Annotated in this window: 14 protein-coding genes; 12 read left to right on the top strand and 2 right to left on the bottom strand. The window is 70.0% G+C overall.

Annotation, left to right across the window (positions count from 1 at the left end):
• The first annotated feature begins 64 nt into the window (after positions 1-64).
• From ABEA82_RS25250 to ABEA82_RS25270, 5 genes are all read left to right on the top strand, one after another.
• The gene (locus ABEA82_RS25250) at positions 65-943 is read left to right on the top strand and encodes a carbohydrate ABC transporter permease (protein WP_345663930.1); all 879 of its coding nucleotides are present in this window, start codon (positions 65-67) and stop codon (positions 941-943) included.
• Positions 940-1785 (top strand): carbohydrate ABC transporter permease, encoded by an 846-nt coding sequence (locus ABEA82_RS25255; RefSeq protein WP_345663931.1) that lies wholly within the window; start codon positions 940-942, stop codon positions 1783-1785. Before ABEA82_RS25250 ends, ABEA82_RS25255 begins: the two co-directional genes overlap by 4 nt.
• Positions 1782-2870: an ABC transporter ATP-binding protein gene (locus ABEA82_RS25260; protein ID WP_345663932.1), complete on the top strand. Its 1089-nt coding sequence runs from the start codon at positions 1782-1784 to the stop codon at positions 2868-2870. The genes ABEA82_RS25255 and ABEA82_RS25260 overlap by 4 nt, the downstream gene beginning before the upstream one ends.
• 1 nt (position 2871) lies before the next feature.
• On the top strand, positions 2872-3951 hold the full coding sequence (locus tag ABEA82_RS25265) for an ABC transporter ATP-binding protein (protein WP_345663933.1): 1080 nt from the start codon (positions 2872-2874) through the stop codon (positions 3949-3951).
• 161 nt (positions 3952-4112) lie between these two features.
• Positions 4113-4445: a putative quinol monooxygenase gene (locus tag ABEA82_RS25270; protein WP_345663934.1), complete on the top strand. Its 333-nt coding sequence runs from the start codon at positions 4113-4115 to the stop codon at positions 4443-4445.
• Positions 4446-4465: 20 nt separating this feature from the next.
• Here ABEA82_RS25270 and ABEA82_RS25275 read toward each other — a convergent pair whose 3' ends face one another.
• Positions 4466-5401: an enoyl-CoA hydratase/isomerase family protein gene (locus ABEA82_RS25275; protein ID WP_345663935.1), complete on the bottom strand. Its 936-nt coding sequence runs from the start codon at positions 5399-5401 to the stop codon at positions 4466-4468.
• A gap of 147 nt (positions 5402-5548) precedes the next feature.
• Here ABEA82_RS25275 and ABEA82_RS25280 point away from each other — a divergent pair, with 147 nt between their 5' ends.
• The 6 genes from ABEA82_RS25280 to ABEA82_RS25305 all read left to right on the top strand — a co-directional run bounded on the left by ABEA82_RS25280 (position 5549) and on the right by ABEA82_RS25305 (position 10278).
• Positions 5549-6562, top strand: coding sequence for an AraC family transcriptional regulator (locus ABEA82_RS25280; RefSeq protein WP_345663936.1), 1014 nt, complete (start codon positions 5549-5551; stop codon positions 6560-6562).
• A gap of 140 nt (positions 6563-6702) precedes the next feature.
• Positions 6703-7710: an NADP-dependent oxidoreductase gene (locus ABEA82_RS25285; protein ID WP_345663937.1), complete on the top strand. Its 1008-nt coding sequence runs from the start codon at positions 6703-6705 to the stop codon at positions 7708-7710.
• Positions 7711-7750: 40 nt separating this feature from the next.
• Positions 7751-8803, top strand: a complete 1053-nt coding sequence (locus ABEA82_RS25290) for an alcohol dehydrogenase catalytic domain-containing protein (RefSeq protein WP_345663938.1) — start codon at positions 7751-7753, stop codon at positions 8801-8803.
• A 74-nt stretch (positions 8804-8877) separates the two neighbouring features.
• Positions 8878-9483 (top strand): carboxymuconolactone decarboxylase family protein, encoded by a 606-nt coding sequence (locus ABEA82_RS25295; RefSeq protein ID WP_345663939.1) that lies wholly within the window; start codon positions 8878-8880, stop codon positions 9481-9483.
• Positions 9476-9871, top strand: a complete 396-nt coding sequence (locus tag ABEA82_RS25300; RefSeq protein WP_345663940.1) for an SDR family oxidoreductase — start codon at positions 9476-9478, stop codon at positions 9869-9871. Before ABEA82_RS25295 ends, ABEA82_RS25300 begins: the two co-directional genes overlap by 8 nt.
• Positions 9763-10278, top strand: a complete 516-nt coding sequence (locus ABEA82_RS25305; RefSeq protein WP_345663941.1) for an SDR family NAD(P)-dependent oxidoreductase — start codon at positions 9763-9765, stop codon at positions 10276-10278. Before ABEA82_RS25300 ends, ABEA82_RS25305 begins: the two co-directional genes overlap by 109 nt.
• A gap of 15 nt (positions 10279-10293) precedes the next feature.
• Here ABEA82_RS25305 and ABEA82_RS25310 read toward each other — a convergent pair whose 3' ends face one another.
• On the bottom strand, positions 10294-10953 hold the full coding sequence (locus ABEA82_RS25310) for a TetR/AcrR family transcriptional regulator (RefSeq protein ID WP_345663942.1): 660 nt from the start codon (positions 10951-10953) through the stop codon (positions 10294-10296).
• 262 nt (positions 10954-11215) lie between these two features.
• On the opposite strand from ABEA82_RS25310, the gene ABEA82_RS25315 reads away from it, so the two are divergent.
• The gene (locus ABEA82_RS25315) at positions 11216-12454 is read left to right on the top strand and encodes a choice-of-anchor Q domain-containing protein (RefSeq protein ID WP_345663943.1); all 1239 of its coding nucleotides are present in this window, start codon (positions 11216-11218) and stop codon (positions 12452-12454) included.
• Positions 12455-12467: the final 13 nt, after the last annotated feature.

Raw genomic sequence — 12467 nt, forward strand, 5'->3', positions numbered from 1 at the left:
CCCGGGTGGCCGGACCGCACCGGCCGGCCACCCGGGCACTCCCGCCCCTTCCGCAAGGAGAACCATGGACGGCCTGCGCCGGCACAAGAGCATGTTCCTGCTGCCGGGACTGCTCACGCTCTTCCTGATCATCATTTTCCCGCTGCTGTTCACCATCCGCGTCAGCTTCTCCGGCTGGAACGTCAGCAACCCTCGGATGGACTTCATCGGAGGCGCCAACTACACCGCGATGCTGCACGACAGCCGCTTCTGGGCCTCCATCACCCGGCTGATCCTGCTGGCGGGCGGCACCGTCCTGATCCAGTACCTCATCGGGTTCGGCATGGCCCTGCTGGTCTGGCGCGAGGTACGCGGCCGCAGATTCTGGCGGGTGCTGTTCCTCGTCCCCATGATGACCACGCCCGTGGTGATGGCCGCCATCTGGCAGACGATCTTCCATGAGTCGCTGGGGCCGGTGAACGACCTGCTGGGGATGGTCGGCCTGACGAGCATCCCCTGGCTCACCGAGTCCGGACCGGCCCTGGTCGCGCTGATGACCGTCGAGGTCTGGCAGTGGACCCCCTTCATGTTCCTGTTGCTGCTGGCCGGCCTGCTGAGCCTGCCCAGGGAACCGTTCATGGCCGCCGCGATCGACGGCGCCGGCACCTGGCGCACCTTCCGCAAGGTGACCTTCCCTCTGATGGCACCGGTCTCGGTCGCGGCGGTCGTCATCCGGCTGGTCGAGGCGTCCAAACTCTCCGACAGCGTCTACGTCCTGACGTCCGGCGGGCCGGGCTCCTCCACGGAGACCCCCGGTTACTACCTCTACATCCAGGGGCTCCGCGACCAGCAGACCGGCTACAGCGGGGCGATGTCCCTGGCCTATCTCGTCCTGATGATCGTCACGCTCACGGTCGTCGCCGCCCTGCTCACCAGGGCCTTCAAGCTGAAGGGAGCCTCATGAGGTCGCGCTTGTACCCCGTGTTCAAGTACACCGTGATCGCCCTGTGGGCCTGCTTCGTCGCGGGACCCTTCCTCTGGGCGATGACGACCAGCTTCAAGAACGCCAACGCCGTCCAGGGCGGTGCCACCTACGTCCCGTGGGTGCAGTACGAGCCCACCCTCACCGGCTGGCGCAACATCTTCGGCGGAGCCGGCGGCGTCGATGTGATCGATCCCTTCATCAACAGTGCGGTCGTCACCATCGCCGCGTCCGCCATCAGCCTGGCCCTGGGGTCCCTGGCCGCCTACGCGCTGTCCCGCTACCGGTTCAGGCTGGGCTTCATCAAGAACAGCGACATCGTCTTCTTCTTCGTCTCCCAACGGATCATGCCGCCCGTCGTCCTGGTGATCCCCTTCTTCTACCTCCTGCAGTGGGGCGGCCTCCTGGACACGGTCCTGGGCCTGGTCATCGTGACGGTCGCGCTCCTGCTGCCCATCGCGGTCTGGGTGATGGTGGACTTCTTCAACGGCATCCCCCGGGAGATCGACGAAATGGCGATGCTGGACGGCTGCCCGCCGTTCCAGACCTTCGTACGGGCGATCCTGCCGAACTCCCTGCCCGGGCTGACCGTCGCGGCGATGTTCTGCGCCGTGTTCGGCTGGAACGACTTCTTCTTCGCCTTCCGGCTGACCTTCACCGAGGTCCAGACCCTGCCCCAGGCGGTCGTCGCCCTCAACTCCTCCATTCCACCGTGGTGGACGCTGTCCGCCGCCGCGCTCTTCGGCGTGGCACCGCTGATCCTGCTCGCCCTCTGGGTGGAGCGCCTGCTGTCCAAGGGAAATCTGTCGGGAGCGGTCCGATGAATCTGAACGCCACTGATCTGTGCCTGACCGTCGACGGCGTCGACCACCTCAGGAACGTGACCGCCACCTTCCGGCCGGGACGGCTGCACACCGTCATCGGCCGGACGATGGCGGGGAAGACGACGCTGCTGCGGGCCCTGGCCGGCCTGCAGCAAGTGGACTCCGGCTCGCTGACCCGGGCGGGAGAGGACTTCCTGAGGACACCGGTGTGGCGGCGCGACACCGCCATGGTCTACCAGCAGTTCATCAACTACCCGCATCTCACCGTGTTCGCCAACGTGGCCTTCCCGCTGAAGCGGGCCGGGCTGTCCCGGGACGAGATCCGGCGGCGGGTCCGGCACAGCCTGGCGAGCGTGGGGCTCACGGACTTCGAGAAGCGCAGGCCCTCCCAGCTCTCCGGCGGCCAGCAGCAGCGTGTCGCGCTGGCTCGCGCCCTCGCCCGCGGTACCGGCATCCTCCTGCTCGACGAGCCACTGGCGAACCTGGACTACAAGTTGCGCGAACAGCTGCGCGACGAGTTCAAGGCCCTCTTCTCGGACCAGGGCGACACGATCGTCGTCTACACGACCACCGAACCCGCCGAGGCGATGATGCTCGGGGACGTGGTCCTTGTCATGCACGAGGGGCGGATCGTCCAGACAGGCACCCCGCAGGAGGTCTTCGAACGCCCTGCGACCACCACGGTGGCCTCCATCATCAACGACCCGCCCATGAACATCTTCGCGGGCCGGCTCGAGGGCGGGCAGGTCACGGTGGCCGGCTTCCAGGCCACGCACATCTCCGCGCACCTGGCCGATCTGCCCGACGGCGCCTACATGTTCGGCCTGCGCGCCACCGACGTCAGCCTGGCCGCCGGCGGAGTCGAGGGCGAGGTCACGTTCGTCGAGATCTCCGGCTCCGAGACCTTCGTCCATGTGGTCGTCGGCGAGATCCCCTTCGTCGTGCAGATCGAGGGCATCCACGACGTCGCCCTCGGCGACCTCGTCAAGCTCCGGTTCCGTCCCGACCGGCTGTTCGCCTTCGACGAGCAGGGGGCGCTCGTGCGGACACCTTCATACGATCTCGCTCCAGTGGAAGGGCGTTGACATGGCGCAGTTGGACATCGTCGACGTCGGGCACGCGTACGCGCCCGGTGCCGAGGAGGAGCGGTGGGCTCTCAAGCCGCTGAAGCTGACCTTCGAGTCCGGCAGGACCTATGCCCTGGTGGGGCCCTCGGGCTGCGGGAAGACGACGCTGCTGAACATCCTGTCCGGCCTGGTCAGACCGTCCCGGGGGCGGGTGCTGTTCGACGGCGCCGACGTCACCGCACTGCCCACGAAGGCTCGCAACATCGCTCAGGTCTTCCAGTTCCCCGTCATCTACAAGTCGATGACGGTCTACGACAACCTCGCCTTCCCGCTGCAGTGCCGGCGCTGGGACAAGGCGAGGGTCGACAGCAAGGTCCGGCAGGTCGCCGAGGCCCTGGACCTGCACGACCGGCTGAAGCAGCCCGCTCGCGGGCTCACCGCCGACGACAAGCAGCTGATCTCACTCGGCCGGGGCCTGGTCCGGGACGACGTGGCGGCCGTCCTGATGGACGAGCCGCTCACCGTGATCGACCCTCAGCTGAAGCACTCGCTGCGGCGCAGGATCCGGGAGATCACCGAGCAGTTCCGGCCCACCGTGATCTATGTGACGCACGACCAGTACGAGGCGATGAGCTTCGCGCAGGAACTGCTCGTCATGAAGGACGGCCGCGCCGTGCAGCAAGGCACCCCTGAGCAGTTGTTCGAGGCGCCCTCGGCCACCTACGTCGGCTACTTCATCGGCTCACCGGCGATGAACTTCCTGACCGTGGACCGCGGTGACGGGCCCTTCGTGCTGGGCGGCCGGCCGCTGTCCTTCGCCTGGGACATCCCCCGGAGCACCGCCGAGGTCCAGGTCGGCGTCCGGCCCGAATACGTCAAGATCGTCACCGACCCCGGCCCCAACACCTTCCCCGGCCGGCTGCGGAGCGTCAGTGACCACGGCGCGCAGCGCGTGCTCGAGGTCGAGGTCGCCGGACAGCCCGTCAAGGCGAAGATGCCCCGGGAGGAGGGAGTTCCGGTCGGCGAGGAGGTGCTGGTGCACCTGCCACGTGCCAAGGTCCTTCCCTACGCCGACGGCACGTTGGTACTCCGGTCGTGACGATCCGTCCGCCATTGCCGCGACGTGTCCGGTGTCGTGGGGCCCACAAGCCGGCACCGGCAAGCCGGGTTCGTACGATCGTGTCGCCATGAGCCCTGTTTCCCGCAGGCGCGGCCGGAACGCGAGCACGGCCCGCCTGCCGCATCAGCGAAAGGAATCCCATGATCTTCATCACCGCCAAGTTCCGGGTCCGTCCCGAGCACGCCGACCGCTGGCCCGAGATCAGCGCCGACTTCACCCGGGCGACGCGCGCCGAGCCCGGCTGCCTGTGGTTCGACTGGTCGCGCAGCGTGGACGAGCCGACCGAGTACGTCCTGGTCGAGGCCTTCCGCGACGACGAGGCCGGGGCCGCACATGTGCGGTCCGCACACTTCAAGGCCGCGCAGCAGACGCTCCCGCCCCATCTGGCCGAGACACCGCGCATCGTGAACGCGACGATTCCGCAGGACGACTGGGCGCTCCTCGGGGAGATGGCGGTACCGGGACAGGAGTAGCGCGGCGGGCCGGCCGGCTGTCAGGCGAACCGCCCGCGCGCCACCGCCTCTTCGAGCGTCGCGGGGTCCAGCCCGGCCACGTCACCGAGTTCCTTGGTCCGGGCCAGGTACGCGCGCTGGGCTTCCAGCGACTCCGAAGTCGTGGTGGCCGCCAGCCATTCGGCGCCCTCGAACCGCAGTCCTTCCCGGAGCGGAAGGGAGCCTCCCTCCCGGACGGCCCGCTTCACGGCCCCGATCGCCGCTTTCGGCCGCCGGCCCAGCCGGCCCGCGTGCTCGACGGCCTCCTGGAGCAGCGCGTCGGGTGGTACGACTCTGTCCACCAGGCCCATCTCCTGGGCTTCGGCCGGGCTGATGGGTGTGCCCTCCAGAGAGATCTGCAGAGCACGGCGTCCGCCCAGCAGGCGTGCCAGCCGCTGGGTGCCGCCGGAGCCGGGCGGGAACCCGAGGAGGATCTCCGGCTGGGAGATGCCGAAGCGCCCGTCGGCCATGAAGCGGTAGTCGCAGGCCAGGGCCAGTTCGCAGCCCCCGCCACCGGTGTCCCCGTTCAGGGCCGCGACCCAGACGGCCGACGAGGTCTCGATGGCGTGGAGGACGTCCTTCATCTGCTCCCAGGCCATGAGCCCCACCAGTGGCGAGCGGGCAAGCAGTGCGCTGCCGCCCGGCGCCTTGAGCACCGCGCCGGTGAGCCGGAGCCCGGCGCGGACGACCGAGGCGCTCACCTTGGGAGACCGCTTGGCGCCTCCGTGGATCAGCCGTACGTCGAAGTGGGCGAGGAACCGCGACGCGTGGGTGCCCGTGAGCACCACGGCGCCCACCGCCGGATCCGCGTCCGCACGGCGTGCCAGCGCCCCGAGTTCCAGGACCATCTCGCGGGTCATCAGCGCGGAGGGCGGGCTGTCGAGCCGTGCCACCAGGACATTGCCGTGCTGTTCGACGAGCACGGTGCGGTGGGTCATCCTGCCTCCCGGGCATGTCGGGGTCACCGGGTTGAACGAGCGGAGCACCCGATGGCTGAGGTCAACGTAGGCGCGCGGGAAGCGGGCATCGTTGACCGATCACGCCACAGACTTGACCGATCGCGCCAAGGCCGGACCATGGAGGTCATGGCTTGGGTGCGCTCAGCGGCACTGCGTGGGGTCCGGCGGACCGTCGAGGAGCTCGGCGGGGACGCCGACGCCCTGGCACGGTCGGCCGGAGCCCCGAGGGGCGTGCTCGACGACGATGAGCTGCTGGTGCAGGACACCACCGTGGCCGTCCTCCTCGAAACCGCCGCTCGCCGGCTCGACTGCCCCGACCTCGGGCTACGGGTCGCCCTCGAACAGGACCTCGGCATGCTCGGCCCGCTGGCCGTTGCAGTGCAGAACTCCGCGACCGTCGCCGAAGCCCTGGAATGCGCGTCGCGCTATCTGTTCGTCCACGACCGCAATCTGCGGGTGGCCCTGGGGACCGATCCGCACGGCGATCGCACGGCGGTCGCCGTGCGGTACGGCTACCCGCCGGGCGCCCGGGTGCCCCCGCAGAGCGTCGAGATGGGTCTGCTCTTCCTCCACCGCGTCCTGATCTCCTTGCTCGACGGACCGTACGGCCTGCGGACCGTCGAACTGCCGCATCATGCCGTGGCCGCACGCGCGCGCTACGAGGAACTGTTCGGGTCCCAGGTGAGCTTCGCCCAGCCGCAAGCGCTCCTCCGTGTCGCGAGTGATCTTCCCGGACGCCCCGTCCAGGGCGGCGACCAGCTGACCCGCCGGGTGGCGCTCGCCTACCTCGAGGCCCAGCCCTCCGTCACGGGCAGCGCTATGACGAGGCGTGTCAGAACACTTCTGAAGCAGTCACTTGGCACCGGCCCCGGCACCCTGGCCTTCGCCGCACGCACACTCGGCATGTCGCCGAGGAGCCTGCAGCGTCATCTGTCCGCGGCGGGAACGACCTTCGCGGCAGTCCTCGACGACGTCCGGCGTGAACGGGCCGCGGATCTGCTCATCCAGTCGGATCTGCCACTGGCCCAGGTCGCACGCAACATCGGGCTCAGCGAGGCAGCCGTCATGAGCCGCTACGCACGGCGCTGGTGGGGCACGACCGCGCGTGCCGTCCGCGACCACGGACTGCCCGGCGAATAGGTCGCCCCGGCACGAGCCGTGTGTCGCACCGGGCCCCCTCTTGTCTCGGACGGCACGGCACCCGTACGCTCCCCATCCATACCGACTAGCCGGTATGAACTCGGGGAATGTCGGATGGACTGCCGAAGGAGCCGCCGGAGATGAGCACGATCAACCGCCAGATACGCCTGGCCGCACGCCCCGTGGGAGAGCCGCGCCCCACCGACTGGGAGCACGTCGAGGAGCCGGCCGGGCAGCCGGGCGACGGGGAGTTCCTGGTGCAGGTGCTCTGTCTGTCGATCGACCCCGCGATGCGCGGCTGGATGAACGCCGGCCGGTCCTACATCCGCCCGGTGGAGATCGGCGAGGTGATGCGCGCCGGCGCGGTCGGAAGGGTGATCGCCTCCCGGCACTCCGGGTTCGCGGTCGGCGACCATGTGTCGGGCACGTTCGGCGTGCAGGAGTACTGCGTGTCGGACGGGCGCGGCGTGACCAAGGTCGACCCGGCGGCGGCCCCCTTGCCGACCTATCTCGGCACACTCGGCATGCCGGGCCTGACGGCCTATTTCGGCCTGATCGAGGTCGGGCGTCCCGAGCCCGGGCAGACCGTCGTGGTCTCCGGAGCGGCCGGGGCCGTCGGCAGCGTCGTCGGGCAGATCGCCAAGATCCTCGGCTGCCGGGTCATCGGTATCGCCGGTGGCGAGGCCAAGTGCCGGATGGTGGTCGACGAGTTCGGGTTCGACGCCGCGATCGACTACCAGAACGAGGACCTCCGCAAGGCCCTGCGTGAGCACGCCCCTGACGGTGTCGACGTGTACTTCGACAACGTCGGCGGCGACGTCCTGGACGCCGTACTGCTGCGGCTGGCGCGCGGCGCCCGCGTCGTGGTCTGCGGCGCGATCTCCCAGTACAACAGCACCAAGCCGCAGGGCCCCGCCAACTACCTGTCGCTGCTGGTGAACCGCGCCTCCATGACGGGCATCGTGGTGTTCGACTGGGCCGACCGGTACGCCGAGGGCATCGCGCAGATGGCCACGTGGCGGGCGGAGGGCCGGCTGAAGTCCCTGGAGGACGTGGTGTCCGGCTCGGTCACGGAGTTCCCCGAAACCCTGATGCGCCTCTTCCGTGGTGACAACCGCGGCAAGCTGGTGCTGAAGATCGCGGACTGACCGGGCCGAAGGGAGGAAGGGAAAGGGAGGGAGAGATCCGATGAAGGCACTGACCTACCACGGCCGTCACGACATCCGCTACGGGGAGGTCCCCGACCCGGCCGTCACCAGCCCCGCCGACGCGGTGGTGCGAGTGACCGCGGCCGGCATCTGCGGCAGCGACCTGCACATCTACGGCGGCAACGGGTTCAGCCCGGAACTGGGCTACACACCGGGACACGAGTGCGTCGGCGTGGTGGTCGACACCGGCGGCCAGGTCACCCGATTCAAGCCGGGCGACCGGGTCCTGGTGCCCGCCTCGGCCGGCTGTACGCACTGCCGGTCGTGCGCGGCCGGGTTCACCGCCCGGTGCGAGCGCGCCAAGTCGAGCACGGAGCTCTGCTACGGAGTGAGCCCGCAGCTCCAGGGCAGCCAGGCCCAGGTCCTGGCCGTGCCCTACGCCGACGTCAATCTGGTGCACCTGCCCGAGGACATCTCCGACGAGGCCGCCGTCGTCCTCACGGACAACGCCCCCACCGCCTGGTACGGCTGCCGCCGGGCCCGCATCCAGCCCGGCGAGACTGTCCTGGTCATCGGCCTCGGCCCGGTCGGCCTCATGGCCGCCCAGTCCGCCTTCGCGATGGGCGCGGCGCGGGTGCTGGGCGCGGACCTGGTCGCGGAGCGCCGTGCCTTCGCCGCCGGCCTGGGTGTGGAGCCGGTCGAGGGCGATGACGCGCGGTCCGCCGTCCGGGACATGACCGGCGGACGCGGGCCGGACGCCGTGGTGGAAGCCGTGGGCTCCGACGCCACCATCCAGCTCGCCCTCAAGTCCGTCCGGCAGGCCGGCCGGGTCAGCGTCATCGGGGTCAGCCAGAACAAGGCATTCCCCTTCCACATGGGGCTGGCGCAGATCAAGGAACTGGAGTTCGCCATCGGGCTGTGCTCGGTGCACTACGAACTCCCGCCCCTGATCGCCCTCACACGGGCCGGCCGGATCCAGCCCGAGGTCGTGATCTCCCACCGCTTCGCCCTCTCCGAAGGCCCCGCGGCGTACGAACTGTTCGCGGGCCGCTCCGACGGCGTCCGCAAGATCCTTCTCGACCCGACCGCCTGACACTCCTGGTCCATTCACTTGCTAAGCGTTCAGCCAGTCTCCTAGGGTGAGCCCCTCGGAGACTGGAGGTCGTCATGTCACAGCGCAACGAAGCCGCCCGGCAGACCCGTCCGCGGCTGACGCCGCTCCCCGAAGAACAGTGGGACACACGGACCCGGGAACTGCTGGCCATCGCACCCCACGACCCTGGGGGCCGGATCCCGAACATCTTCACCACGCTCGTGCGTCATCCCGATCTCTACGAGCAAATCATGCCTTTCGGCGGCCAGTTGCTGAGCAGGGGCCGACTGCCGGGCGAGCTGCGCGAGTTGCTGATCCTGCGCACCGCGTGGAACACCGGCGCACGGTACGAGTGGGGACGGCACCTTCCCCTGGCCAGGGCCGCGGGCGTGGCGGACGCGGACATCGACCGCGTCACCGAGGACCCGGAAGCACCCGGCTGGACGGACCTTCAGAGGCACCTGATCCGGGCGGCGGACGAGCTGAACCGCTCGGCAACGATGTCCGACACCACCTGGGAGGCTCTGGCCGAGCACTTCGGCGACGCCGAACTCATCGAGATCACCATGTTGGTGGGGCAGTACCACATGGTGGCCTTCTTCCTGAATGCCACCGGTGTGGAACTGGAACCGGGTTTCGACGGCACCGGCTTCGCGGAGGAGGAAAGGGACCATGGGTGAGGGCCGCCTTGAGCAGCCGGCCCGTCATCTGACCGGCCGCAAGGTACTGGTGGTCGGCGCGGGCACCCGCCCCGACGACGACCCACGGGCGCCGGTCGGCAACGGCCGGGCGATCGCCGTCCTCGCCGCTCGCGCGGGCGCCGACGTTGCGTGCGCCGACGTGGCCGCGCCGGCCGCCGCCGCGACCGCCGAACTCGTCGGCCGCGAGGGGAGGTCGGGCATCACGGTGGTGGGTGACGCCACGGAAGCCCAGCAGTCGGCCGCCATGGTCGCTGAGGCGTGCGCGGACTGGGTGGGCTGGACGCACTGGTGGTCAACGTGGGGGTGGGTCTCGGCACCGGGCTGGAAGGCTCGTCCCCCGAAGACTGGGACCAGGCGCTCGCCCTGAATCTGCGTGCGCCCTTTCTGGCCGCCAAGTACGGTCTTCCGGCGCTGGCCGACGGAGGGGCCGTCGTGTTCATCGGGTCCGTCGCGGGACTGCGCGCGGCCACGAACTCGCCGGCCTACGACAGTTCCAAAGCCGGCCTGTTCGGGCTCACCCGCCATGTCGCCAAGGAGGGAGGGGCACGCCGGATCCGCGCCAACCTGGTCGTCCCCGGTCTGATCGACACACCCATGGGGCGGCAGGCCTCCGCCGGGCGGGCGTCCCGGACAGCCTCGTTCGCGCGCATTCCCCTGGGCCGCCAGGGCACCGCGTGGGAAGTCGCTGAGGCCGTCGTGTTCCTGCTCTCCGACCGCGCCTCCTACATCACGGGCCAGAGCCTGGTGGTGGACGGCGGGCTCAGTGCCGTGTGACGCGCGGCCGGGAGTTCAGTCCTCGCCGCGCGTCGACGTGAGTCCGAGAACCAGCGTTTCATGGGCGGCCCGCGCGATGTCCGCCAGGCGAGTGCGGGCCGAGTCCAGTTGATACTGCAGGAGCACGCCGCGAGCGATGCTCTCCACCAGGAACGCCTGCGCGACCGAGTCCAGGTCCGGCCGGATACTGCCGTCCGCGATCCCGCGCCGGATGTCCTCCTCGACGCCGGTCCGCACCAGGCTGAGATGCTCGGCCATCACGCCCTTGACGCCGTCGGCGGTGCCGACCGCCTCGACGAGGAGCACCAGCAACGCGCGCGCCCGTAGCCCCGGCTCGGGCTCGGCCAGACGGGCGAAGAACTGGTCGAGCTTGGCCAGGACGGCTTCGAGCCCGCTCATCCGCGCGTATCCGGGCCGGGCCCGGAGCACGTCGATGAACGTCTCGCGGATATCGGCGACCACGGCCTCCACGAGCCCCGCTTTGGAGGTGAAGTGGTAGTTGACCATGCCTCGGCTGACTCCGGCACGGTCGCCGACCTTCTTCACCGTCAGACCGCGGTAGCCCTCCTCCGCGAGGATCTCCACCGCCGCCTTCAAGAGCCCGCGGCGGGAGGCCTCGCGCTGCTCATCACGCCTGGTCGCGGGGCGTGCGGCCCCCTTGGTTGGTTCGCTCATCGGACCAGCAGTATGCCACTGCCGGTGCGGCTCCCCGCCCCGTGGCGGTGACATCCCCATTCGGCCATTTCCGGTCCGTCGGTGGACACGAGGCGGTCTGAATGGAACGCTCCCTCCAGACCGAGGGGCGGTACCCACGAGGCGCGCCCCCGGAAGCGCCGACGCCGTTCCCCGTACGAGCCGCGCATCGCTCACCAGCACGAAGTCCTGGCAGAAAGCCGAGTCCTGGTACGCCCTGATGCCTCTCCGAGAGGGGTTCCACATGAAGTGCACAGCCGTCACGGCCGCCATCGCCGTCGTCCTCCTCGCCACCGCCCTGCCTCCCGTCGCCCATGCCGCCGCTCCCGCGCCCTCCGGGCCCGCGGAGTTCACCGTGGACACCACGTCCGACACGGTCGACGCCGACGGGGCGGACGGCCGGTGTCGCACCGCCTCGGGCGCGTGCAGCCTGCGTGCCGCGGTGATGGCCGCCAACGCCCGGCCGGGCAGTACGATCACGCTGCCTCCCGGCCACTACAAGCTGACGATCCCGCCCGACCCGCGGCTGATCATCGGCGACAACCCCGACCCCACCACGGGCGACCTGAACGTCGCCGCCCCCGTCACGATCAAGGGCGCGGGCGCGCGGACCACCGTCATCGACGCCAACCGCCTGGACCGGGCCTTCCGCATGCAGGCGGACAGCCGGCTGTCCGATCTGACGATCACCGGAGGAAAGACCGCGCAACGCGAACTGCCCATCACCGACACCGGTGGGGGCGCGATCGCCAACGGACATCACATGACGCTGCGACGAGTGGCCGTGACCGGGAACTCCGCGGGTTACGGCGGCGGCATCTTCAACGTCCCGGACTCCCACCTCGATCTGATCGAGAGCACCGTCAGCGGGAACGTCGCGGGAGAGGCCGGCGGCATCAGGTTCGACGACACCGGCACCGTGACCAACTCGACGATCGCGGACAACCGGGTGACGAACCCCGGCGACCGCCCTGGCAGCCTCGCCGGTTACGGCGGAGGCATCGACATCAGGGGAACGGGGCCCGTGGAGATCCTCAACTCGACCATCACCGGCAACAGTTCCAGCGATGGCGGGGGCGGGATCAACATCGCCCCCGCCTATCTCGACAGCCTGCCCTCACCGATCCCCGACATCATCGATCTGCCCCTCGGGCGCATGACGCTGCGCAACTCCGTCATCGCGAACAACACCGTCGACGGCGCGCCCGCCGACTGCAAGAAGGCCTTCGCCACCATCACGTCGCAGGGCCACAACCTCGACGGCGACGGCAGCTGCCGGCTGACGGGCGCGGACGATCTGCCCAACCGCACACCCCTGCTCGGACCACTCGCGGACAACGGCGGCCCCACCGACACCGTCGCGCTGCGGCCCGGCAGCCCCGCCCTGGACGCGGCCGAGGGCTGCCCGGCCACCGATCAGCGCGGCGTCACCCGCCCCCAGGGCGCCGCCTGCGACATCGGAGCCTTCGAGGCCACGTCATGATCCCGCGCCGCGA

The organism is Streptomyces venetus (assembly GCF_039540295.1).
GTDB lineage: Bacteria > Actinomycetota > Actinomycetes > Streptomycetales > Streptomycetaceae > Streptomyces > Streptomyces venetus.